The sequence below is a fragment of the Mucilaginibacter sp. CAU 1740 genome, from assembly GCF_039839285.1.
In the GTDB taxonomy this organism is placed as follows: Bacteria; Bacteroidota; Bacteroidia; order Sphingobacteriales; family Sphingobacteriaceae; genus Mucilaginibacter.
The window spans coordinates 98,369-124,504 of the sequence record NZ_JBDOQS010000005.1 but is presented as its reverse complement, the minus strand read 5'-3'; the positions used below and the strand labels follow the sequence as shown (position 1 = coordinate 124,504).

17 protein-coding genes are annotated in these 26,136 nt (G+C 43.9%); 10 read left to right on the top strand and 7 right to left on the bottom strand.

The window, feature by feature from the left end:
* Nucleotides 1-50: 50 nt before the first annotated feature.
* The 5 genes from AAFN85_RS12900 to AAFN85_RS12880 all read left to right on the top strand — a co-directional run bounded on the left by AAFN85_RS12900 (nucleotide 51) and on the right by AAFN85_RS12880 (nucleotide 5,612).
* A complete protein-coding gene (locus tag AAFN85_RS12900) occupies nucleotides 51-1,025 on the top strand; it encodes a putative sulfate exporter family transporter (RefSeq protein WP_347527749.1) in 975 nt (324 codons plus the stop codon).
* A 93-nt stretch (nucleotides 1,026-1,118) separates the two neighbouring features.
* Complete coding sequence (locus AAFN85_RS12895) at nucleotides 1,119-2,045, top strand: AraC family transcriptional regulator (protein ID WP_347527748.1); 927 nt, start codon at nucleotides 1,119-1,121, stop codon at nucleotides 2,043-2,045.
* Nucleotides 2,046-2,272: 227 nt separating this feature from the next.
* Nucleotides 2,273-3,127 (top strand): oxidoreductase, encoded by an 855-nt coding sequence (locus AAFN85_RS12890; RefSeq protein WP_347527747.1) that lies wholly within the window; start codon nucleotides 2,273-2,275, stop codon nucleotides 3,125-3,127.
* Nucleotides 3,128-3,332: 205 nt separating this feature from the next.
* A complete protein-coding gene (locus AAFN85_RS12885) occupies nucleotides 3,333-4,565 on the top strand; it encodes a hypothetical protein (RefSeq protein ID WP_347527745.1) in 1,233 nt (410 codons plus the stop codon).
* A gap of 99 nt (nucleotides 4,566-4,664) precedes the next feature.
* Complete coding sequence (locus tag AAFN85_RS12880; protein WP_347527744.1) at nucleotides 4,665-5,612, top strand: family 43 glycosylhydrolase; 948 nt, start codon at nucleotides 4,665-4,667, stop codon at nucleotides 5,610-5,612.
* Between the two features lie 94 nt (nucleotides 5,613-5,706).
* Here AAFN85_RS12880 and AAFN85_RS12875 read toward each other — a convergent pair whose 3' ends face one another.
* Complete coding sequence (locus tag AAFN85_RS12875; protein WP_347527742.1) at nucleotides 5,707-6,309, bottom strand: HAD-IA family hydrolase; 603 nt, start codon at nucleotides 6,307-6,309, stop codon at nucleotides 5,707-5,709.
* Nucleotides 6,310-6,372: 63 nt separating this feature from the next.
* Complete coding sequence (locus AAFN85_RS12870) at nucleotides 6,373-6,969, bottom strand: short chain dehydrogenase (RefSeq protein WP_347527740.1); 597 nt, start codon at nucleotides 6,967-6,969, stop codon at nucleotides 6,373-6,375.
* A 110-nt stretch (nucleotides 6,970-7,079) separates the two neighbouring features.
* Between AAFN85_RS12870 and AAFN85_RS12865 the strand changes: the two genes are divergently transcribed.
* The gene (locus AAFN85_RS12865; protein ID WP_347527738.1) at nucleotides 7,080-7,442 is read left to right on the top strand and encodes a helix-turn-helix domain-containing protein; all 363 of its coding nucleotides are present in this window, start codon (nucleotides 7,080-7,082) and stop codon (nucleotides 7,440-7,442) included.
* A 35-nt stretch (nucleotides 7,443-7,477) separates the two neighbouring features.
* Complete coding sequence (locus tag AAFN85_RS12860; protein ID WP_347527737.1) at nucleotides 7,478-8,671, top strand: crosslink repair DNA glycosylase YcaQ family protein; 1,194 nt, start codon at nucleotides 7,478-7,480, stop codon at nucleotides 8,669-8,671.
* A 12-nt stretch (nucleotides 8,672-8,683) separates the two neighbouring features.
* On the opposite strand, the gene AAFN85_RS12855 is transcribed toward AAFN85_RS12860, so the two are convergent.
* From AAFN85_RS12855 to AAFN85_RS12835, 5 genes are all read right to left on the bottom strand, one after another.
* Complete coding sequence (locus AAFN85_RS12855; RefSeq protein WP_347527736.1) at nucleotides 8,684-9,376, bottom strand: RibD family protein; 693 nt, start codon at nucleotides 9,374-9,376, stop codon at nucleotides 8,684-8,686.
* Nucleotide 9,377: 1 nt separating this feature from the next.
* The gene (locus tag AAFN85_RS12850; RefSeq protein ID WP_347527735.1) at nucleotides 9,378-9,617 is read right to left on the bottom strand and encodes a hypothetical protein; all 240 of its coding nucleotides are present in this window, start codon (nucleotides 9,615-9,617) and stop codon (nucleotides 9,378-9,380) included.
* Nucleotides 9,618-9,865: 248 nt separating this feature from the next.
* The gene (locus tag AAFN85_RS12845; RefSeq protein ID WP_347527734.1) at nucleotides 9,866-12,022 is read right to left on the bottom strand and encodes a GH92 family glycosyl hydrolase; all 2,157 of its coding nucleotides are present in this window, start codon (nucleotides 12,020-12,022) and stop codon (nucleotides 9,866-9,868) included.
* A gap of 107 nt (nucleotides 12,023-12,129) precedes the next feature.
* Entirely contained in the window at nucleotides 12,130-16,299 is a 4,170-nt protein-coding gene (locus tag AAFN85_RS12840; protein WP_347527732.1) for a two-component regulator propeller domain-containing protein, read from the bottom strand.
* A gap of 583 nt (nucleotides 16,300-16,882) precedes the next feature.
* Nucleotides 16,883-17,071 carry a hypothetical protein gene (locus AAFN85_RS12835; protein ID WP_347527731.1) on the bottom strand — a complete coding sequence of 63 codons (189 nt, stop codon included), beginning with the start codon at nucleotides 17,069-17,071 and terminating at the stop codon, nucleotides 16,883-16,885.
* Between the two features lie 347 nt (nucleotides 17,072-17,418).
* Between AAFN85_RS12835 and AAFN85_RS12830 the strand changes: the two genes are divergently transcribed.
* The 3 genes from AAFN85_RS12830 (at nucleotide 17,419) to AAFN85_RS12820 (ending at nucleotide 26,128) form a co-directional block, all read left to right on the top strand.
* Nucleotides 17,419-20,625 (top strand): TonB-dependent receptor, encoded by a 3,207-nt coding sequence (locus tag AAFN85_RS12830; RefSeq protein WP_347527729.1) that lies wholly within the window; start codon nucleotides 17,419-17,421, stop codon nucleotides 20,623-20,625.
* A gap of 11 nt (nucleotides 20,626-20,636) precedes the next feature.
* Nucleotides 20,637-22,316, top strand: a complete 1,680-nt coding sequence (locus AAFN85_RS12825) for a RagB/SusD family nutrient uptake outer membrane protein (RefSeq protein ID WP_347527727.1) — start codon at nucleotides 20,637-20,639, stop codon at nucleotides 22,314-22,316.
* A gap of 458 nt (nucleotides 22,317-22,774) precedes the next feature.
* Nucleotides 22,775-26,128: a VCBS repeat-containing protein gene (locus AAFN85_RS12820; protein WP_347527725.1), complete on the top strand. Its 3,354-nt coding sequence runs from the start codon at nucleotides 22,775-22,777 to the stop codon at nucleotides 26,126-26,128.
* Nucleotides 26,129-26,136: the final 8 nt, after the last annotated feature.

Here is a 26,136-nt window from a genome sequence, read left to right as displayed (position 1 = left end):
AAACGCGATGGTAATTTCATTCACCTTTGTATCATCAAAACAAAGGAAAAATGAATACTCAACATCAAATAACCAATACCGGCGGGTTGCTTCTAAACCTTAATCAAGATGCCCGCAAAATAATTTTCGCTATTTGCCTGGTGGTTTGCCTGATGCCATTTATGAGCCCGGCTGTGGCCTTGTTGTTAGGTTTGATAGTAGCGCAATTTTCTGGCCACCCTTATTTGCATCTTAACCACAAGGCTACGCATATACTATTGCAGGTTTCGGTTGTTGGGCTTGGCTTCGGGATGAATGTTCATAGCGCCTTGCAGGCGGGTAAAGAGGGTGTTCTATTTACCATCGCCTCAATTACCGGAACGCTTTTGTTTGGTACGTTGATGGGCAAATGGTTAAATATCGAAAAGAAAACATCTTACCTCATCGCATCAGGCACGGCTATTTGCGGGGGGAGCGCCATCGCTGCAATATCACCGGTTATTAAGGCCGAAGAGAAGCAGATCTCCGTAGCATTGGGCTGTGTGTTTATTCTTAATTCTATTGCGCTTTTCGCATTCCCGCTTATTGGTCATTACTTCAATTTATCTCAAACACAATTCGGTTTATGGTGTGCTATCGCTATACATGATACCAGCTCTGTAGTTGGGGCGGCCAGTAAATATGGCGCGCACGCTTTGGAAGTGGCAACAACCGTTAAACTGGCGCGTGCCTTGTGGATCATCCCGGTAGCTTTTATGTCTACTTTCATTTTTAAAAACAAATCAAAAAAAGTAAGTATCCCCTACTTTATCGGTCTGTTTGTGTTGGCCATGATCATAAACACCTACGTACCTGTAGTTAAGCTGATCAGCCCCTACGTGGTTAATATCGCCAAAACCGGGTTAACACTTACCTTATTTTTAATTGGCGCAGGGTTATCACGTAAAGTATTGGCATCTGTTGGTGTGAAACCACTTTTGCAGGGTGTAACTCTTTGGATAGCCATATCTGCCGTGGCTTTATACGCGGTAATGCATTTGGCCTGATCAATAAAACGGGTCATCATACCATCATTAAAAAAAACGCCATCGGTAAATCAAATCCCGTTTCGATATATCTTTGTTATAAACTTATCTGCCATGAAACCCACCCTCGACGTTAAAACGATAGATACCCTCCGCGATCTGCCGGATATGATCCCGGTATTGCGCGATTCTTTTGAAGCGTGGAGTATCAAGGTTTTTGACCGCAAGCATCATGAGTGCCGCAATTACCTCTCTCCTAATCGCCGAGATTTTTATAAGGTTTTAATGGTAACCGAAGGTGTTGGCGTTTTTACTATGGGCCTTAATACCTATTACATCGAAGAGCCAACCATCCTGTTCATCCATCCCAACGATATCATTTCCTGGAAAAATCTATCAGATATTTCGGGCGGTCATTATGTGCTTTTTAAACGCGATTTTATCAATAACCATCCGCAATTAAAAGCCACTATTGATAAGTATGGGCTGTTTACCGAAAAGGAAAAGAGTGTGATCCGCTTAAAAAACTCGGACTTGCCAATATTGAACAGCTTTTTTGAACGGATGCATCAGGAGGAACTATCAAACAATCAGCTAAAACATGATGCTTTACAAGCTTACCTGCAACTGCTAATGGTTGAAAGCATGCGGATAGCCAACTATCCGAAACCGGATAATGTGAGCGATGAGTTTCATTACATCCACCAGTTTTTTCATTTATTGGAGAGGGAAACATCGGGGATCAATTATACCTCGCCCATAAAAATGAAAACTGCCAAGGAGTTTGCAGCAAACCTATCGGTACATCCCAACCACCTTAACGCCGTACTAAAAAAACATACCGGGCAAAATGTGAGCACCCACATCCGTAACCGCCTGCTCGAGGAAACCAAAGCCCTATTGGTGCAAACCGATTGGACTTTACAAGATATAGGTTATAGCATAGGCTTTGCCGAGCAGCCAAACTTCAGCCTGTTTTTCAAGAAGAATACCGGTTTAACACCTGCGGAATTCAGGCGATCTTATCAAAACGCCAATTAATTTAGGAATTTTATGTAGACGCATCACATGCGTCTCCCGTATGCAAATAAAACGGTGCCTTGCAAGTGGCTTGTCCTGTGAGAGACGCATGTGATGCGTCTCTACATTTAAAAATACTACCTTCTTTGATTTTCATAATAAGCTCTTTGCTTTTGCTATAAGCTCCCCCTGTATTTGTTGCCAACTTTGTGGTGTAAACAAAAACAAAAAACTTAAAGCATAATAAAATGAAAACTCAAAAAGTATGGTTTATAACCGGGGCCTCCAGAGGTTTTGGATTAGAAATTTCGAAAGCCGTTTTAGCAAGCGGTGATAAACTGGTAGCAACCGTTCGCAAAAACCCTGAAGCACTGACTACCGAATTTAATAATAGCCCCAACCTCCTGGTTGTCGCGCTTGATGTAACCAGCGAAGAACAATCACACGAAGCTGCTGCAAAAGCAGTTGAACATTTTGGCCGCATAGACGTATTGGTGAACAATGCCGGTTATGGTTTGCTATCAGCGGTTGAAGAAGCCACCGCCGAAGAGGTGAAACGCAATTATGAAACCAACGTATTTGGCCTGTTAAATGTAACCCGTGCCATTTTGCCTTATATGCGCAAAGAGCGTAGCGGCCACGTGATCAACGTATCGTCAGTTGGTGGTTTAGCTGCATACTTTGGCTGGGGCGTTTATGGATCTACCAAATTCGCAGTTGAAGGCCTTACCGAGGCTATGGCTCTTGAACTTGCGCCTCTTGGTATCCACGCTACAGTTGTTGCTCCCGGCTTTTTCCGCACCAATTTCCTTGATGAAACTTCGCTTACACGCACATCAAACGAAATTGCCGATTACCACGAAACCGTTGGCAACATGCGTAACCTGGCTACCGAACTAAACTACAAACAACCCGGCGATCCTGAAAAACTGGCTCAGGCTTTCATTAAACTGGCCACGTCTGAAAACCCTCCGGTACACCTGCCATTAGGTAGTGATACCCTGCATCGTTTCCGTGAAAAAACTGCCGCTTTTGAAAAGGAAATTGAACAGTGGTATGATGTAGTTGTAGGGACGGATCATGATGATTTGAAACAGGCTTAAGCCTGTTTATAGACACGCAGAATTGCGTTTTCCAGTGTGCAACCGATTTAAAATCTATACCTCCATCGGAATTGCATGCGGGAGACGCAATTATGCGTCTCTACCTAAAACATATTTTGATAAACTCCCAGAAGCTGCCGTAAAAACTTATACCATTTGTAAGTATCTCAAAAGAGTAATATCTTAATAGGAATTTCTTACACTAATGGAAAAAAGCGCGATCCCTTCTGCCGATAATTTAAGTCAGCCATTAAATCTTGCCAACCCAAACGCAAGGGTTGCTTCGGTAGATGTTTATCGCGGTTTTGTGATGCTATTAATGATGGCGGAGGTACTATCTTTCGAGAGTGTATCGAAGGCATTGCCTGGTAGCAAGTTTTGGCAGTTATTGGCTTTTAATCAATCGCACGTGCCCTGGACCTGGCTCAGTCTGCACGATATGATCCAGCCCTCTTTTAGTTTTTTGGTTGGCTCGGTGCTCCCGTTTTCGTTGGCCTCCCGGAAAAATAAAGGTGCTACAACTGGTTTTATTTTACGCCATGCTTTATTTCGTTCGTTGATCCTGGTATTTCTTGGTTTCTTTTTAAGATCAATAGGAAAAGATCAAACCTATTTTACTTTCGAAGATACACTTCAACAGATCGGCCTTGGTTATACTTTTCTTGTATTGCTTGGCTTTTGCAACCCACGGATCCAAATTATCGCGTTAGCCACTATCCTGTTTGGCTATTGGCTGGCCTTTGCCTTATATCCTTTACCAGGCCCCGGCTTTGATTATGCATCTGCAGGCGTAAGTGCAAACTGGGAACACAATCTGCATGGTTTCGCTGCTCATTGGAACAAAAATACCAACCTGGCCTGGGCCTTTGATCGCTGGTTTCTGAACCTATTTCCGCGAAGCAAACCTTTTCTGTTTAACGAAGGAGGTTACGCTACACTAAGTTTTATCCCTACGCTGGGTACCATGATACTCGGGCTTTTGGCAGGTGGGGTTTTAAAAGGTGAACGAAAAACCAACGAGAAGCTAAAATGCTTCATCATAGCAGCGATCTGCCTTAGCATTTTGGGCGTTCTATTGCAAATCACTAACATCAATCCAATAGTAAAAAGAATCTGGACGTCGGCCTGGGTGTTATTTAGTGGTGACATCTGTTTTGGTTTTCTGGCGCTGTTTTACTGGTTGGTTGATCTGAAACAGTACAGAAAACCGTTTTTCTTTCTGAGCGTTATCGGCATGAACTCTATCGTAGCGTATGTAATGTCCGACGGCGGGCTTCGGCAATATATTCTTGATAACCTCTATGTACACCTCGGTAGCCACTACGATCAGCTTTTCGGCATCGCTTACGCCACATTAATAAGCGGCGCTTTAACATTGTTTTTATTATGGCTGATACTTTACTGGATGTACAAACAGAAGATCTACATTAAAATTTAAAGCCTGTTTAATGATCAATTTCCTGCATTAAGGGATTATTAACGTTTTTTTAATTAGCCGGATGTTATTTGCAGCTAAACCAAATAATACGGCTACAATATGAAAAAAACATTTTCAAAGCTTTTCTATCTACTAACCATCCTGTTTCTCTCAACAGAAACTTACGCCCAAAACCCAATTATAAGGGACATTTACACTGCCGATCCCTCCGCCCATGTATGGAAAGACGGTCGCTTGTATGTTTACCCATCTCATGATGTAGACCCGCCCCGCGGCTGCGATCTGATGGATAAATACCACGTGTACTCTACCGATGACATGGTACACTGGAAAGATCACGGCGAGATCCTGAACGCCAGCCAGGTGCCATGGGGACGCAAAGAAGGCGGCTTTATGTGGGCACCGGATTGTGCTTATAAAAACGGTAAATATTACTTCTATTTTCCGCACCCAAGCGGCAGTAACTGGGATACTACCTGGAAGGTAGGCATAGCTACAAGCAAACAACCGGCGGCTAATTTTAAGGTACAAGGTTACCTTGATCTGGGTAAAGACAGTCGATCAATGATAGATCCGTGCGTATTTGTTGACGAAGACGGCCAGGCCTATTTTTACTATGGAGGTGGTGGCCGTTGCGTTGGCACTAAACTAAAACCCAGCATGACCGAAATAGCCGAACCATTACGACCAATGGAAGGCCTCAAAGATTTTCACGAAGCGACCTGGGTGTTTAAACGAAATAACATTTATTACCTAACCTACGCTGATAACCATACCGAAAACAAAAACGGAGCAAACAGGCTAAACTATGCCACAAGCAGCAGTCCCCTCGGCCCGTGGACTTACGGCGGTGTTTACCTCGACCCAACGGGTTGCGATACAAGTCATGGTTCGGTAGTGGAATATAAAGGTAAATGGTATGCCTTTTACCACAACGATGTGCTAACTGGCCGTGGTAATCTACGCTCAATTTGTGTTGATGAGTTGCATTTTAATGCTGATGGATCGATACAGAAGGTGGTGCAGACGGGAATGCTGAGCAAGTAATAAGCAGCATCCGTAGTTACCAGTTGCATACCTAAATAGCCAGACTTACGAAGTTTTGAAAACTTCGTAAGTCTTAACTGCTTAATCGTTATATCTACAATTGATCAATCCTCACCCAATCCATACCCGCCGCAGTAGCGGCAATAGTACCGGCTTCACCATCTTCAAAAACCAGGCAATCGGCGGGGGCTACACCCAATAATTCGGCAGCTTTTAAAAATGGATCGGCAAAGGGTTTGCCGCGTTCAGTTTCGCCAGCGCAAACCATCACCTCAACTAAATGGGCTATGCCCAACACATCGAGCGTTTTTTCAACTGCTACTCTGCCGCTGCCGGATACCACGCCAATGCGTACTTTTCCAACATGCGCCTTAAGGTGATCAACCACGTGAGCTATCGGTAGTGTGTGGACGATGTATTCATCAAGAAATAGTTTATATTTCAGATCTTTAAATTCCTGCGGATCAAAATTCGATCCGTATTTTTTATTGATCTCTTCAATAACGTTTATTACCGGCCAGCCTGCCAACTCGTCGATTATGTCCCCTTCAATCACATAGCCTTTATCCGCTGCTACTTTTATATACGTTTCTTTGTGTGCCCCCATGTTATCGGCCAGTGTGCCATCGCAATCATATAAAAAAGCTTTGTAGCCCTTACTTCGTTCAGTAAGTTTTTCAAATTTTGAAATTTCCATCGGCGCAAATATAACCTCCGGTCAGCTAATACTCAACCAAACGAAGCAAAGCGCTACAATTGTTTAAACCACTTTATATGCCTGACCGGTTTGAGCACCAAGTACGCTTTTCACATAAGCCTGTGCAACGCGGTGCATTGATACCGGGATATGTCCTGGAAAATACGGGAAATACGCAGGTGATTCTTCAACTACACCCGGCCCTACAGCGTTAATGCGCACACCGTTTTCCAACTCAATAGCGGCAGCGTTTACAAAGGAATCCAGGGCACCGTTAATTGCGCTTACCGATGCACCGTATACAACAGGATCTGCGGCTAAACTTCCCGATGTGAGGGTGAATGAACCTTTTGGGTTGATATATTGCTGACCAATGAGTACCAGGTTAACCTGCCCCATTAATTTACTATTTAAGCCAACACGGAAATCTGCATCAGTCATTGAAGTCAACGGGCCAAAATGCGCGTCGCCTGTGGTGCTGATCAATGCGTCGAAGGGGCCTGTTTGTTCAAATAGCTCTTTGATCGATTCAGGGTTAGAAATGTCTACCTGGAAGTCGCCACTTTTTGAGCCAATTTTTATGATCTCGTTGTTGTTTTCCAACGCTTTTACTACATGTTTACCAATGGTGCCAGAGGCACCGATAATAATGATCTTCATATTTTTATCTGTTATTTTTTACGAAGTTATCCCAATACTTTACTTTTGTCAAGTAGTTACCATTTTGTCAAGTAATGACAAAAAAGTAGTAATTGCGTATTTAGAGCGCTATGGCAGAAAATAAATTAAAAAATTATCACAGTGCTGATGAGTGCCCGGTAACCGCAACCATTGATGTGATTGGCGGCAAGTGGAAACCACCCCTGCTGTGGTTGCTAATGAAAGGCCCCTTACGCTTTGGTGAATTAAATAAAACTATGCCCGGCATGGCTTTGAAAGTATTATCCAGAACATTAAAAGAACTGGAAGCTGATGGTATCGTTACACGCAAGGCCTATCCCGAGGTGCCACCAAGGGTTGAATATTCGCTAAGCCCTAAAGGCGATACGCTGAGGCCTATTCTAACAATGTTATCCGAGTGGAGCCGGGAACATATTTTGGGCGAGGTATTAGGTAATGAATTACTCCTATAGCCCTCAGTTAAACGGATATTTATTACTTTGGCGATATGGAACCTATACAGCTTTCGCCTACTGAAGCCCGTAAAATTATTCTGAATGCAGCCGGATTGAGCAAAAAAGCACAATTCGGCACAGGGATCGAGGCGGTTTACCGGTTGATAGACCATCTTGGTTTTGTGCAACTTGATACCAACTATGTAGTTGAAAGGGCGCACCATCATGTAATGGCTGCGCGTATTCCAGATTACGAACCGGCATGGTTAGGCGAACTAACCGACGAAGGCCGGATCTTTGAATATTTCACCTCCGATGCCGGCTTTATGCCCATGCACGAGTTTCGGTTTTCCATGCCTGTTAAAGACGCCTTTGAAATAAACGGAAAGCCTAAAACCACTGCCGAAAGCAGGTTAATGAACCAGGTGTTAGACCGTATAGAGCGCGAAGGCCCGCTAATGGTAGGTGATTTTGAAAACGACCGCCCCGAAGCAAGCACAGGTTGGTGGGATTGGCGGCCATCTAAAATGGCTCTCGAACGTTTGTATTTTGAAGGCAAACTGATGATCACCCGCACCAAAGCTTTTCATAAGGTGTACGATCTGCCGATGAACCTCACTCCTGTTGATACCGACCTTACCCCGCCAACACCCGATGAATACGCCCGTTTTGTTATCAGGCGTACATTGGGCGCTTTAGGCATTTCATCTGTAAAAGAAATAGCCTGGCGCGCACGCCGGGTAAAAGGCAATCTTGTAAAACAGGAGCTTGTAAAAATGATAGCCGAAGGAGAATTATTAAGTGTACAAGTAGAAGGACTTAAAACCGCGCAGCTTTACATGCTACCTACCCAGCAGCGGGATATTGAACTATCGGGCGAGGCTTTTATACTATCTCCATTTGATATCCTAAACGTATTCCGCCACCGGTTAAAGGATTTTTTCAATTTTGATTACCAGATAGAGTGCTTTGTACCTGCACCTAAACGCAAGTACGGCTATTTTTCGCTACCCGTACTGGTTGGCGATACCTTTGTTGCCAGGATGGATGCCAAGGCTGATAGAAAACAAAAAGTACTGATAGTACACAACCTCCATTTTGAAGATGTAGAACTCAGCGAAGCAATGATATCAGAAATAATTGAAACGCTTAAAGCATTCATTTTATTTAACCGATGCCGGGATATCAGCTTTACAAGATCAAACCGTGAAGACTATTTAAACGAGATCAAAAAGGCATTCAAATAAAATAAGAAGTGTTTATTTGGCCTTTTTGATTTTATAATTTAGCCAGATCACGCCACCTGCCAATTCTTTTACCTTGTTTAATTTCATTTCTGTAACAGCACCCGTTTCAAATACGCTGGTCGCGGTTGTACCGTCAGCCAGCGGCAGTATCAACAGACTTAGTTCATCTACCAGTCCGGCTTTTATCATAGCGCCGTTCAGGTTGCCTCCGCCTTCCAGCATCAGTGTTTTAATTGGGAAACGAGCCGCGATCTTATTTAAAGCAAGCTCAAGATCTACTTCGTTTTTACCGGCAAAAATATAGGAGATGCCTAAATCCTTCAGATAGTCCAGATACGATTGTGAAACCTGTTCAGTTAGCACCTCTACTATATGGTCACCATCGATGTTGTTGTCTTTCCAAGCCAGTTTGCCTTTAGCATCTAAAGCAATAGCAAATGATTTGACATTTGCATCGGCAATAAAATCGCTGGCGTCTTTTACCTTTGCCCCTTTGTGGGTGTATAATCCGTCGGCAAAATCACGCTCCATTGTTACCCTGCCGCACATCCAGGCCTGGCTATCATACTTTTTATGGTATTTTTCGTAGAGGCCGGTCGATTTTTCTCCGGTTTTGGTGCCGGTCCAGTTTTTGGTTAAAATTTTACCATCTACCGAACTCATCATATGGCAGATAACGTAAGGCTTTTTTGATCTCGAAGGCATATTACTCAGCAATATGATCCGCTACCTTTTTTACGGTCTTTTTCTTGATACCGGTTTTGTTGCTCACTATATCTGATGCAAGGTCTTTTGCCTCATCTTTAAACTTGTGTTTGATCGAACTGATCACCTCGCTCCCGCTTTCTGTTAAAAACAAATAAGCTGTTACACCTGCTAATGCGGCACCTGCTGCAATTGCAATGATTAATGCTGTGTTATCTTCTTTTTTGAATGGATTTTTCATGATAGAGTAACACCTTATGCCGGGAATTGTTGGAAGAAAAATCGCAAAATGCTGACCGGAGAAAATCGTGACATTATCAGATCGTTATTGCGAGTAATAACAGTCGAAGGTTTTGAAGGAGGATATGACTAAGCAGGTAAGACTTACGAAGTTTTTAAAACTTCGTAAGTCTGGAGTCGCCAACTTGTTACGGGTAGGTACGAAGCAATTGCGATATTTATTAAATGCTTGTAGACTATTAAATTGCTTTACTTCGTAACAATATTAATTTTCCCTCCTGTTTTAAACAGGTCATGCGATACAAAATAGCCCGGATTAACCTTTCCGTTTACCAGCACCGATGTAACCGCCCTGCCTTTACCTGGTTTGCTGATGGTAATGGTTTTGCCATTGCTGGTTGTCCATTTTACCTCATCAAACAGCGGCGCGGTAACAATGTATTTCGGATCAGTTGCTGAGAACGGATATAAGCCCAAAGCACTGAAAACATACCATGACGACATTTCGCCCGCGTCATCCATACCACTCAGTTCCAGCCCCTCATCTCCTATACCGTACAGGTTATTCAAAATATAATCGATCATTTTTTGCGATTTTGCTGGCTTATTGATGAAGATGTAAGCAAATGGCGCTTCGTGATCGGGCTGGTTACCCTGGCAGTATTGGCCTATCATGGTCTCTACGTTTCGGGCTATATAATTAGGGTTCCATGGCAGGGTGAACAGCGAATCGAGTTTGGATTCAAAACCTTTAGGGCCGCCATATAATTTGATCAATCCTGGCATATCGTGAGGAGCGAAAAATGAAACCTGCCAGGCGTTAGCTTCCCGGTACATGTACTCATAGTACGGATGTTGCGGATCGAAATTTTTGATCCAATCGCCATTTTCCAACCTGCCGCGCATAAAGCGGGTTGACGGATCGAACATGTTTTTATAGTTTTTTGAACGGGCCATCAAAATGCGATAGTTGGCCGTATCCCCCAATTTTTTGGCTATCTGCGCAACCGAATAATCATCATATGAATACTCTAAAGTTTTTGAAACACCTGCTTTGGCTTTAGTTTCTACCTCGGGTTTAGCGATATCCGGATCAGAGATATAACCTTTTTGGATATACTCGGTGATGTAAGGCCTTGGGCCACCTTCAACATTGGCATTCCTTAACAATAGCTTGTACGTGCCTTCCACATCAAACTGATCGATTCCACGCAGGTAAGCGCCGGCGATAGATGATGCCCCATGGTCACCGTGGAAAAACGTAGGGATAAAGCCTGTGTTATCACCAACATTTTTCAGGGATTTAATTACATCCAGCGTAACATCGGGTGTTATCAATCCCAATAAAACATCTTTATTACGATAGGTATCCCAAAGCGAAGGTTCTGTGTAATATCTGAAGCCGGTTTTAACTACATTCTTTTTGGCATCGGTAAATTCGCCGTTTACATCGCTGCGTAATGCAGGCCACAGGAACGAGCGGTACAGGCTTGAATAAAACATGCGTTTTTGCTTCTCGGTACCGCCTTTTACCTGGATGTTTGAAAGCAGCTTTTCCCAGGTTTGTGATGCTTCGGCGCGGATCACGTCAAAGCTTTTATTGCCGATCTCTTTTTCGAGGTTTTCCTTCGCGTTCTTCTCGCTTACAAAAGATAAACCGATCTTTATTTCAACCGGACCTGTGCCGCCATCAGCTAAATATAACATAGCATGGCCGCTACGCTGGCCTTCTTCTGTTTTCTCTAACTTATTGATCCTTGTATTTATCGTAGCATAGAAATAAACATTCTCACCGCCCTGAAAACCTTGCACCGCATTTGACCCGGCCTGTTCAATGCGCCAGGTTGATACCCTGCTGTTGGCTTTACCCAGATCAAAAAGGATTTGCCTGTTGGTGTTGTTTTTAAACTGGTATTGATGGTAACCGCACCTTAGCGTGCTGGTAAGGTTAACGTTTACATCGTAATCCTCAAGATATACCTGGTAAAAACCGGGCGCTGAGCTTTCTTTTTTATGCGAAAATTTAGAGCCGAACTTATCGCCTTTAGGATTTGATACCGGGAGGATCGGAATATTACAAAGGTTCCAGTGCCCTTTGTTGGTATGGGTAAAGCCCAATATCACCGAATCTTCGTATTGATAGCCCGCACCCGAGCCGTAAGCTGTCATCGGACTTAGTTGCACCATTGCATTTGGCAGCGAACTGCCCGGAAAGGTAAGGCCTGCCCATGAGCGCCATCCGTCGGGTAGTTTATAGCCCAAAACTTTAGGATCATTAAGCGGAGCGGTACCGATAAATGTATTTACGTATTTCGTGTACTGTGGTTTGGTTTGGGCGCTTAATGTGCCAACCGTAAAAAAAATTAATAACGTTAAACTGATCAGGTTTTTAATTGGATTGTTCATTGATAGGTTTATATAAATAGCGTTACAAATTACCCGCTAAATTGATTTAGGGACGTGGCAAATTATACATTTTTGTTGACGTTCCGTTCATTTTTTTGAATATCGGCCTAAGCTTGTGTCTGGTTTTTTTTTAACGATTGCATAAACTGCAAAGGCGATTTGCCATACTCCTTTTTAAACGCCCTCGAAAAATTAGAATTGCTTTGCAAACCTATCCTATCGGCCACTTCATTCATCGAAACATCCTCGTGCGTCATGATCTGGATAGCGCGTTTAAGCCGCACAGTACGGATAAACTCGCCGACTGATTGATCTGAGATGCCTTTTATTTTTTGATATAATTTGGTACGGCTGATGTACAAATGCCTGCACAAAAAATCCACGTCGAGGTTCAGATCCTGGATATTATCTTCAATCACATTGATCAGCTTTTGAAAAAACTCTTTGTCCTTTTCGGAGTGTACCAGTTCGGTAGCTTCCGATAAATAATCTTTAGTGTACCGCTGCTTTAGCTTTTCGGCCTGCTCAAATATGTTGCTTACCGTTAACAACAGCAGATCAATACTTAAAGGTTTAGCGAAATAAAAATCCGCACCCGATTCCATCCCCTCAATTTTAGTATCCAAAGCATCTTTTGCGGATAAAATAACGAATGGGATGTGGCTGGTTTCAAACTGTTCTTTAAGTAGTTTACAAAGCTCAATACCGTTCATACCGGGCATCATCACATCGCTAATAATAAGATCGGGTACCGTTTTGGTGGCAATATCAAACCCCTGTTTGCCATCTTCTGCCTCGTGCACTACGTAATAGTTCTCGAACGATTGTTTTAAGAAGGCCCGCAGCTCATGATTATCCTCAACCAGCAACAAATGTTTGCGGCTTTTAACAGGAATACCTGTACTTGCTGATTGTTCCCCCTCCGGTAATGGGATCATTATAGCATTATCTATCGTTTCCAATTGCGCCTCAGCCCCGCTGATGGCTACCTTTTCCGTAACCTCGTAATTTTCCTCGCCCCAAGGAATGCCAATGATAATTTCCGTGCCCTTATATCGCTCGCTGTAAACGTAAATATCGCCTTTGTGCAGTTGCGTAAGGCTTTTTACCAGTGCCAGCCCCACGCCCGAGCCGAGGTGATTTTTACTAATGCGGTAGTATCTATCAAAAATGCGCGTGATCGACTCGCCGGAAATTCCTATCCCTGTATCGGCAACCCTGAAATAGATATATTTTTTTGCCCGGTGGTCTTTGTTCAGCAATTCAAAACCTGTATTGAACGATGGCTTGAATTTGTCGATGTCAAAAAACACATCGAACGATACTTTCCCGCCTGCATTGGTGTACTTGAACGAATTATTGAGCAGGTTAAACAATATCTTTTCCAATACCTGAACATCAAACGGAGCTGCCTCAACAGCCTGGTTTTCTGTTTGATCATTCACTTCAAAACTGATGCTTTTGTTGATAGCAAGATTTTGGAACTCCCAGGTAAGATCTTTGCAAAACTGGCTGATCAATAAAGGCTGAACCTGGAGCTTGATAATACTATCCGCAACTTTTTTAAAGTTCATTAGCTCGCTAATCAGGTTCATTAGCCGTTTGGCATTCCGGTACATTAGCTGGTACGAATAATCGAGCGCGGGGTTTTTATTTTGCCCGATGAGGCTTTCAAGCGGGCCTAATATCAGCGTTAATGGCGTGCGGAACTCGTGCGATACATTGGTAAAAAACATCAGCTGTTGCTGGTAAAGTTCTTCGCGCTGCTGGTGCATTTCTTCGCGCTTGTTCTCATTAATGGCGCGTACTTCCATTTCGCGTTTCAGGCGGTACCAGCGTGCCTGGTATATGTAAATACCTACCAACCCAGATAAAAACAAAATCGCATAAACAAGCTTGGCCAGGCCAGATTTCCACCATGGCGGAGTTACCGTAACTGTCATTTCTGCTTTGGCTTTGCTCCATACACCATCGTTATTGGTAGCCTCAACCACAAATTTATAACCGGCGTAATCAAGGTTACTATAAGCCGCTGTTGGATTTTTACCATCGGTATATTTCCAATCCTTATCAAACCCCTCAAGCTTGTACCTGAACCTGCATTTTAACGGATTTGCAAAATGCATGGACGAGAACGAGATCACGAAGTTATTTTGCAGGTAATTAAGGTTAAGCTTATCACAGTAACCTATAGCCTGCGGGATAGCGTTTTTTGATGAATCGCTGTCGCCATAAACCGGTCGCTGGTTATTGATCAGGATATCGGTAAAAACCGGTTGCGCGGCTATCTCGTTAGCCTTGATCTGGTTGGGATAAAAATAATTGAGGCCTTTAATCCCACCAAAATATAAACGACCGTCATCTCCTTTGTACGATGCGCCTACTTTAAAGCTATTGCCCTGCAGCCCATCGTTTTTATCATAACGGATCAGTTTACCGGTAATGGGATTAAAACATTCCAGCCCGTTACCGCCCATCCAAACGTTACCGGCATCATCAACCTCCAGGCTTTCCACATCGTTAAATATGCCATAGTTACCCGCATAGGTAGTGATGGCATAGGTATCGTTTTTTTCACGCAGCACCAGTTTGTTAAGCCCCCCGCCGATTGTGCCTATCCAATAAGTACTATCGTTTTGTTTATCTATGGGATAGGTATAATCTGAGCTTAGCGAATTGGCCTTAGTTGCCGAGGCATTATATGAAAAGCTTTTTAAAACATTGCCCTCCCTATCAATGATCATCCGCTTTAAACCGTGGATGCTGGAAACCATCAATTGCGGGCGGTTTTTATCGGCATAAATAAAATAACCTTCGCCGTAGTATTTTATGCGGTAGCGATTTGAAGCATCCTTCCATATCACGCCCACGTTATCCTGATGGTTGCCAAACCATATGTTACCGTAATAATCTTTAGTAAAGCAATCAATTACATGGGTTGGAAAAAGTTCAGAGCCGATGGGTTTCCATAATGTGCCATCAGGTTTTAGGATATCAATGCCGGATGAACTGCCTATCCAAAGGTTATGGTCGTTATCAAACACTAAGGCAGTAACGGCATCGCTTTTTAACTTTATGGGCGAGTTGTATGTATTATAATAACTGAATTTCTGCGTTTTTAAGTTATAACGGTTTAATCCGTTGGCTGTAGTACCCACCCAAATATCATCGCCATTGGCCAATACCGAGCGGATGTGGTTACCCGCCAACGAATTGGGCACCTCGGGATTATGCTGTAGCGTATAAAACAGTTTTTTATTTAAATCGCAATAATTAACACCGCCACCAAAAGTACAGATCCAGAGACAATCGGTACGATCGATAAAAATTTTGCTCAGTGAATTTGAGTTTAAGCCATGCGGCGATGTTTTGTCGCTTACCGCCTGGATAAAATTAAGCTTACTATCTAACCTTAAAACCGCGCCGGGCGTGCTTATCCAATAATCGCCCTTGCTGCTTTGCGCCATTCCTCTAATATCCGAATAACCCTGGCCAACAAACTGTTTATCTACAGAAAACAAACCTCCGTTTTTATCCGATAGCCATAAAACGTTTTTGGCTGATACCATCAGGTTATTCCATCTGTCAAAAAAAACATGAGTAAATTCCTGGTCGGCCAGACCGTTAATTGCCACTTTAAACAGTTTGTTACCCTTATCCAATCGCCATAGGCCTAAATTACCTGATAGATAAAGTGTTCCGCTTTTATCTGCGGCAATATCATTTACGTGAAGACCTGCGGGGGTATCCAACTTTTGAAGCACGACCGTACTCCCCTTAACGCGAAATATTTTGAGCTGACTACCGGTATAAACATATAGCAGATCGCCGGCAGGCTTGATTACTTTTTGAAAGCTTGTTTTACTTCCGCCTGCTTCAGTAAAATCGGTATATTTTTCCAACCGGGCGTTAAAGCATTGTAATCCGCCTTCGGTGCCAAGCCAGATATTGCCGTCGTTATCGGGGTAAAGACAGATCAGCCTGTTTTTGAAAGCATTGTTAAGCGGAACGTTGCTATTGTAAAACTTTTTTATCGAATAACCATCATACCGGTCGAGGCCAAAAAAAGTAGCTACCCAAATGTAACCTTGTTTATCCTGTACAATGTAATTGGCATCGGTATGCGACAGACCTTCATCAACCGTAAGGTAATTGAATTTATAAGGATATGGTTGTGAATGAGCGGCAATAGCACTAATGCAGTTTACCAAAATGTAAACGCACAGTGTTTTGATAAACGCGTACCTGTTTAAACCCAAAAGGTTTTTGATGCTCATTTGATGCGGATAGTTTATTTTAATAATTGGTTTATGATATGGTGCTGAATGAATTCATTAAAAGAGGTTTCGAGTTTGAACGATATCATAAACAAAAATGAATTTTATATACCGGATAATTTAACATTGCGGTTTTAAAAAGTACGCGATGTTAAAAAAAATGTACGTTTTGATGTTTAATAAAAACTTCCTCGTTATCAATCCACAACAAGTTTATGAAATGAGTGAGCGGTGGCCTGACAGAAAAGCGGGCCAAGCGTATGGCCCCCGATGGGCTTCGGGGCAGGCCTTGTGCGCTGAAGCTTTTTTCTGACTTTTTGGTTCCTTTTGTGTCAAGACAAAAGGAACAGCCGCCACGGCAAATGAGCGGCCAATGCTCTCGGTATTGAATCAAATCCCGTTTCTTAACGTGAATAACGCAAGCCTCGTGCTACTCACCTAAAGCGAAAGTTCACAACAAATATATCCCTATAACAAACATCGTCGCCCTCTTGGCCGGGCGGGGCCAGTTACTTTTTTCTTGATAAAAAAGTAACCAAAAAATCAAGTCAGCAGGAGGCTTCTTTGCCTGCTGACCTGCGCACTATCCTGTCGCTTGCCATTGCCCTGCAAAGCGGGCAGAACCACGGGCTGCTAAATTTTGCCCTACTACGTTCGCCCATAGCCCCCGCTTCTGCAAAAAGTAGCTATGCCCCGTCCCGCGCTCAAGGCTACCATTGTTCTGCCCGCTTTCGCCCGAAGCTTCCCTGCTGACGGGGAGTGCTATATGCAATCCTCCTACTTCCTATATTATATAGCTAAACGGCATTTTTACTCCTATTCGCTCTCTCCTCTCCACAAATGCACTTTTGGTCAATAAATATGTATGTTTTGGCAATCTCCCGCCTCAATTAAACAGGTTATTTGTTCCAACCAATTAACGCAACTAACAACCATTCAAATCAATACTAATTAATGCATGCTCTGGCGGGCGGCATATGGATTTGATAGTGCGTTCAATTTAAACCAACAATTAAACCATTCAATAACCCTCAAAAAAACCAATGAAAGTAAAAACCAGACAACAACCCCAAACCAATTCAAATCAACCCCTAAACTATGTGTAATTAAACCTTAATTATGAAAAAGACTTTACTTAAAAAGTATGTTCACATTAAAAAGTCCGGGTTTTACCTGGGCGGCATAGTCCTTTTATTTGTTTCTGATCTAAGTTTTGCAGCACCTTTAAAAAGCGTTCCCGCCACCACCGGGAACGCGGCTGTAAATACAAAGCTTAATGCCGAAACTATAAAGGGCCGTGTTGTTGACAAAGTTACCGGGCAAACCATTCCCGGTGTATCCGTAAGAGTAAAAGGCAGCACAAGCGGTACCGTGACCGATGTAAACGGTAATTTTACGATACAGGCAGCCAACAACGCTGTATTGGTTTTTACCTATATTGGTTATGATACACTCGATGTGCCCATTGACAGCCAAAGCACCTTAACTGTAAGGTTACAACCCGCCGCTCAAAACCTTAACGAAGTTGTGGTGATAGGCTACGGTTCGCAAAAGAAAACTTCATCTACCGCGGCGGTAGCTACCATCAACACAGCCGAGATCGCTCAAAAACCGGTGGTAAACTTAACCAACAGTTTGGTAGGCCGTGCCTCGGGTTTAATTGTAACCCAGGGTAGCGGCGAGCCGGGTTTCGACGCTTCGAACATTCAGATACGTGGACAAGGATCATTTAACCGTTCGTCAGCATTGCTGATTGTTGACGGTGTTCCGCGAGATTTCAGCCGCCTTGATCCTAACACCATCGCCACCTTTACGGTACTGAAAGATGCCGCGGCGGTAGCTCCCTACGGTGTGGCCGGTGCCAACGGTGTAATTTTGGTTACCACCAAGCAAGGCCGCAACGGCAAGGCTTCGTTAACGTACAATGGATATGTAGGTTTCCAAAACCCAACTTTTATACCGCAGTACACCAACTCGTACCAATACGCGCTGATGCGTAACGAAGCTAACGCTAACGACGCGGCTGATGCGGGTACACAATACACCCCTTTCGCTACCGACGATGATCTGCAGAAATACAAAGATCATTCAGACCTTGATGTACATGGCGATAGCGATCCGCTGCATGATATCATCCTGAAAAACAGGCTAATCACTGCGCATAATATTACCTTATCGGGCGGTAGTGATGATATCAAGTATTTCGCTTCGGTTGGTTATACCCACCAGGATGGTATGTGGAGCACCACCTATCTAAACAAATACAACGGATCGTTAAACTTAACGGCTAACGCTACCAAAAGCACCACGGTGAACTTTTCGGTAAATAGCTACGTGGAAGACGGGCATTACCCAGGTACCGGTGCCGGTAGTATTTTAGATCAGGCGCAGCGTACCGCTCCTTATACGCCGGTGTATTTCACCAACGGTTTATGGGGCGGCTATATCGGTCAATCATTAGTGGGCGAGATCTATCATAGCGGTTATGACATCAACGAAAATTCGGCTTTAATGTCGCAATTATCTATCGATCAAAAATTGCCTATCAAAGGTTTAAGCATTAAAGGTATCATCAGTTACGATAACGGGCCTGAACCTTTGTTTAATACACAAACATCGTTTCAACGCTCGTACCGTACACCTATTCCATTTTATAGTGTAGCCGATAAAACTAAAAAGCCTTACACGTTTGTGCAAAGCATCCAGGGTAGTCAGTATCCATCTTATTCCGAAACTTATAACCAAACGCATTCAATTACAGCGCAAGGGTTATTGAATTACTCAGGATCATTCGGAAAAAGCGATATCACAGGCTTATTGGTAGTTGAAAACCGTACAGTAAAATACAAGACCTTCTCGGCAAAAAAAATCAACTATAACCTCGATATCGATGAGCTTGATTTCGGCGGCCCCGCTCCTTCTGATGCAACCAACTCTGGCCACTCGGACGGGCAAAAACAGATCGGTTACGTTTACCGTTTAGGTTATGCTTATGATAAAAAATATCTGTTAGAAGCTACCGGCAGGTATGATGGAAGTTACCTGTTTGCTCCCGGTCACCGTTGGGGTTTCTTCCCGGCGTTTTCTGCGGGATGGCGCATCTCTGAAGAGAAATTCATGAAAAGTCTTGATTGGGTCGATAACCTGAAACTGAGGGGATCATGGGGTCAATCGGGTGCTTACCCGGCAAGCGGAGGTAATATTCTTACCTATCAATATTTAAGCCCTTACCGCATTTCAGGCAGTTCGGCAGTATTGAACAATACCACAACTCAAGGCGTTTACGAAGGTTTACAGGGTAACCCCGATATCACCTGGGAAAAAGCGACCAAAATTGATGTGGGTTTAGAAGCTACTTTATGGAACGGAGCCTTAGGTTTTGAGGTTGATTACTTCAGCGAAAAAAGATCGAACCTGTTAGCGCAGATCGCGGCTTCTCTTCCGCCTGAGTATGGTATCGGTTTGGGGTTGGTAAATGGTGCCAACATGCAAAACCACGGCGTTGACGTAACCATTACCAGCTCAAAAAGCTTTAATAAAGATCTGCGTTTGGATATTAAAGGTACTTTCACCTTTGCCCGCAACAAACTGGTTAAAGTTTATGAAGATGCAGGTACTTACGCCAACCCTAACACCCGCCGTACCGGCAGGCCTAACGGTACGCAATTCGGCCTACAGGCTTTGGGCTACTTTACTCCTGCTGATTTTGAATCTGATGGTAAAACGCTTAAACCAGGTGTTCCGATTCCGCAATTTGGTGCGGTACGCCCAGGCGATTTAAAATATGCCGATTTAAATGGCGATGGCAAGATTAATGGTAACGACCAAACGGTTATTGGTCACCCAAATACTCCGGAAATTATTTATGGTTTAGAACCACGCTTAACCTACAAAAACTTTGATGTAGATATTTTGATCCAGGGGTCGGGCAACAGCAACATGGCACTAAATAACTATTTCGCATGGCCCTTCCAGGCATCAGGTTCGGCAACCGAACTTACTTACAAAGACCACTGGACGCCATCAAATACCGATGCCCTGTACCCACGCTTGTATGGTACGCCAAAATCAAACAACACGCAATCATCAAGCTGGTGGATCAGGAACAATTCGTACCTGCGCCTCAGGAGCTTTGAATTAGGTTATACCTTCTCAAGCAAACTATTGGGTAAAGCCATGCGCTCCCTAAGGGTTTACGCTGCAGGCCAGAACGTGTTTACCTGGACACCATCGGTTAAGGAAACTATCGACCCGGAAAACAGCGGAAGTAACGAAAATTATTTCCAGCAGCGCGTGCTTTCAATAGGAGTTAATGCAACATTTTAAACTATAACAAGATGAGATCAACATATTTAAAAAAAGGACAAGTATTTTTTCTCGCTTTGCTTGTTGCAAGTGTAAGCGCCTGTAAAAAAGACGCCTTAGATGTACCACCCAAAGGTTTCCTGACAGATGCGGCAGCATTTTCGTCGGAAGCCAATGCCGACCTGGTACTAAACGATATTTACGCCAACCTGCCCGATATCAACAACGAAACCCAAAATTCGGATCAATACACTGATAACAGCGCCTGCGGTGCATCGTGGGAAACCGGACAATCCGTTATCCGTGCTAATTCGCTTAACCCATCAAACGCTATTGATGGTCCGGCGGGTTCTTGGAAATGGGAAACCGTTTATGCCAATATCCGTAAGTGTAACGTATTTCTACAAAACACAGCCGCTAACAAAGGCAAATACAGCGATGCCTGGTACACCAAACGTGTAGGCGAAGCTACGTTTATGCGTGCGTACTATTATTCATTGCTGTACACCAACTACGGCGGTGTGCCCCTCATTTCAAAACCACTTGACAACCGCACAGGGGACGATATCTTCGTAGCACGCGGTACGGCCGACCAGACTGTAGCATTTATCGAAGCTGATTGCGATGCTGCAGCTGCTGCTTTGCCATTAACATCAGATAATGGCCGGGCCACTAAAGGTGCTGCTTTAACGCTTAAAGGCTGGATAGAACTGTTTGCTGCAAGTCCGCTAAGTAATACAACCAATGATGCCGCTAAATGGGCTAAGGCCGCCGCCACCAATCAACAGGTAATGGGCCTTGGGCAGTATATCATTTTTGGCGATTATGCCGGGCAGTTTTTATCGCTGAACAATTGGAATAAAGAAACCATTTTTGCCCGTGGCTATGCAGCGCCGAACCGCGGCCACAAACGCGAAGGTATTTTGGGGCCGGTAATTGTAAATGGAGGCCAGCAAGCCTGGGGTAACCTTGCCCCTACGCAAAACCTGATTGATGATTACGAGATGGATAACGGTAAACCTATTACCGATCCAACATCGGGTTACGATCCGCAAAACCCTTATGTACACCGCGAGCCGAGGTTTTATCAATCTATCGTATATGATGGATCAACCTGGCAGGGCGATACCTTCAAATCTCGCATAGGTGGTAATAACGAGATCGATCTTGGTTCATCAAGCGATATCACTAACACGGGTTACAACGGCAAGAAAACGCTGGATGAATCTATCCGTGGCCAAACAAGTTTAAATACTACGCAGGGCACCTCTAACTATATCATTTTCAGGTATGCCGAAGTATTGCTTAGCTATGCTGAAGCTCAAAATGAGGCTGTTGGCCCTGATGCATCTGTTTACGCAGCCGTTAACCAGGTTAGGCAACGTGCGGGTTCGGCCCTGCCAGCACTCCCGGCCGGTTTAAATCAAAGCCAGATGCGTGATGTTATCAGGCGCGAACGCCGTATTGAGTTTGTGTTTGAAGATAAACGCTGGTATGATATCAGGCGTTGGGATATCACCACCAAAGGACCTGCTGTATTGCAAGAGCAGGAATATGGTATGAAAATAACAGCCGATGGCGCGGGTAAGTTAACCTATACACCAGTGCCGATATTTAAAAATACATTCTCTGAGCATATGAACTGGTTGCCGTTACCATTAAGGATAACCAACCAAAACCCTAAGCTCACACAAAACCCGGGCTATAATTAACTCTTGATCCGGTTTATTAATTGGTTTCACGGCCCCTTGATCCGGGGCCGTGATTTTTAGTTTAGCCAAATATCCAACCACGTCATTGCGAGTAAGTAAAAGCCGAGGCATCTGAAGGAGATATGACATTTGCGGGCAGGCCTGTCACTCTGAGCTTGTCGAAGAGTCGTGCGCAGAGGCCCTACCCGCCATGCTTCGACAGGCTCAGCATGACACCCAATTTAAACTTGTCATGGGTAGGTACGAAGCAATCGCACGGAAGCAGGAGGACTATGCAAATCCGCCCTGTATAGTTCGCGATTGCTTCGTACCTCGCAATGACGATTTTATAAGGAGAGAAATTAAACCTAAAGCAGACCATCAATAAATATCACAACATTGTTACCAAATATAGAATAATTGTTATCTTGACAACAATTTTACGGAAACCCTGCTCCGTAAGCCATATTAAACCAAAAATGAAGATATTCCGGAGCTCTCCGTCGCTTAAAAAGCGCAAAAAACAGGCCTTGTTATTGCCTGGGCTTTTATGTACCATTATAATTGCCGGATGCGGCGATAAGCAATCCGCCGAGGATAGCAGTCAGCCACTGTTCAAATTATTACAGCCAGAACAAACCCATATTGATTTTGCCAATACGCTAACCGAAGGCCTGAACACCAACGTATTAATGTACGAGTATTTTTACAATGGCGGCGGCGTAGCCACCGGCGATCTGAATGGTGATGGCCTGCCCGATGTATATTTTACCGGCAACATGACCGATAATAAACTGTACCTGAACCAGGGCAAAATGCAGTTTAAAGATATTACCGCCGAAGCAGGCGTAACAGGCCGCCCCGGCCCCTGGAAAACGGGCGTAACTATGGCCGATGTAAACGGCGACGGCAAGCTCGACTTGTATGTTTGCTACTCGGGTAAAGTACGGGCGGAAAAACGCGTTAATCAGCTTTTTATAAACCAAGGTAACGATGCGAACGGGATCCCATCATTCAAAGATATGACCGCCGATTACGGGCTCGATTTCCCATCCTTCAGCACACAAGCTTATTTTTTTGATTATGATAAGGATGGCGATCTCGACCTGTTGCTGATAAACCACAACCCCGGTCGCATCAGTATTATGGATGATGCCTTTGTGAAAGATATGGCCGCGAAAAGAGATGCAGAATCTGGCATTCGTTTGTTAAAGAATGATAATAACCGCTTTGTTGATATTACCGAAAAGGCAGGCATTGTAAACAATCCACTATCCTATGGCTTAGCGGCAGGCATTGCCGATATTAATGGCGATGGCTGGCCGGATATTTATGTATCAAACGATTACAGCGTTCCCGACAGGCTGTATATCAATAATGCTAAAGGAGCCTTTACCGATGAATTGCAAAAGCAAATAGGCCATACATCCTTCTACTCGATGGGAAATGATGTAACAGATATCAACAACGATGGCAAGCCGGATATTTATACGCTGGATATGCTTCCGGAGGATAATAAACGCCAAAAATTACTCTTCGGTATTGATAATTATGAGGCTTTTGATCTGAACCTGCGTGTGGGTTTTTACTACCAATACATGCGGAATATGATGCAGATCAATAACGGCGATAATACGTTTAGCGAGGTTGGTCAACTGGCAGGTGTTTCCAATACAGACTGGAGCTGGGCTCCTCTTTTTGCCGATTATGATAACGACGGCTGGAAAGACCTTTTTGTAAGCAACGGCTACACCCGCGACTACACCAATATGGACTTCCTGAAATTTATGGGCGATAACCTGAAAGATCGCCGGGTGATGCGTGAAGACCTCCTGAAAATTGTAAACGAGATGCCATCATCGCAGGTTAAAAGCTACCTGTTTAAAAACAACGGCAATGCCATGTTTACCAACGTAAGCCAGCAATGGGGAATCACACTGCCATCAAACAGCAATGGAGCAGCCTATGTAGACCTGGATAATGACGGCGACCTTGACCTGGTAGTAAACAATATCAACCAGCCAGCCTTTGTTTATGAAAACCAGGCCTCTACACAAAACAGCAATCACTATTTATCCATCAACCTGAAAGGTGCAGGTGGCAATACGCAAGGTATAGGCGCTAAGGTTACTATCTACAGTAAAGGCAAACAGCAACTGCTTGAACAAATGCCAACCCGTGGGTTTCAATCAACAGTATCATCAGTACTGCATTTTGGTTTAGGTAAGGATAAGCAGGTTGATTCATTAAGGATAACCTGGCTACGCGGCGGTTCACAACTGCTTACTGATGTAAAGGCGGATAAGCAGATCACGCTAAATGAGAAGGATGCCACTGGTAGCAATCCGGCGCAAAAACCAATTAAACCGATATTCCAGGAAATTGCCTCACCAATTACATCCCGCGAAAGCGAAAATACTACTAACGATTTTAAACGCCAGCCTTTACTGATTAATTCCATTTCATTCTCCGGATCATGTTTGGCCAAGGCCGATGTTAACGGCGATGGGCTTGAAGATATTTACGTTGGAGGCCACGATGAAAAAGCAGGAGTTTTATATCTAAAACAAAGCGGCGGCAAGTTCGCTTCTAATCCAGAAGCCGCTTTTGATGCTGATAAAAAAAGTACCGATGCCGCGGCCGTTTTCTTTGATGCCAATGGCGATGGCAAAGCCGATCTGTACGTGGCCTCTGGCGGATACGCCGATTATAAGCAGGATAACGTTTTATTGCAGGACAGGCTTTATCTTAACGATGGCAAAGGAAACTTCAGCAAAGCAACAGGTGCCTTACCTAAAATGACCTGCAGTAAAAGCTGTGTGAAGGTTGCCGATATTAATGGTGATGGCTTTGCTGATCTTTTCGTGGGAGGCCGTGTAATTCCGGGTCAATATCCCGAAACGCCAGAAAGCTATATCCTCATTAACGATGGTAAAGGGCATTTCAGTAATCAAACAGATAATTATAATCCGGCGATAAAAAACATAGGTATGGTAACTGATGCGGCCTGGGCAGATCTGAACGGCGATAAAAAGCCTGACCTGATCATTGCCGGCGAATGGATGCCGATCACTGTTTTTGAAAACAGCAACGGGAAATTAACCAATGCCACAACAAAATACTTCGATAAAAAATACACGGGCTGGTGGAACTGCATCAATGTAAGCGATATTAACCATGATGGTCACCCGGATATTATCGCAGGTAACATTGGCCTCAACACCCAATGCAAAGCCAGCGATGCCGAACCCGCCGAAATGTTATACAAAGATTTTGACGATAACGGTTCGATCGACCCGATCCTATGCTTTTACATCCAGCATACCAGTTACCCTTATGTAACCCGCGATGAAATGCTTGATCAGATGAGCATCATGCGCACCCGTTTCCCCGATTATAAAAGCTATGCCGATGCCACGGTGGATAAGATTTTTACCGCCGAAGAATTGAAAGATGTAAAAAAACTTAGTGCAAACCACCTTGCTACTACCCTTTTTCTGAGCAACGCGCAAGGCAAACTTCATGAAGTAGCATTGCCATCACAGGCGCAATACGCACCGATTTACACCATAAACCAGCTGGATTATGACCACGATGGCAAAGCCGATCTGTTACTTTGCGGTAACCTGAGCCACGCCCGCATCCGCTTTGGTAAGTACGATGCCAATTACGGCGTATTGCTTAAAGGCGATGGTAAAGGCGGCTACAGCTATGTAAATCAGCGACAATCGGGATTTTGTTTAAAAGGCGATGTTCGGGGCGTACTTCAATTAAATGACGTATTACTTTTTAGCATGGATAAAGGCAAACTCAAAGCATATAAACCACAGTGATCAAAACA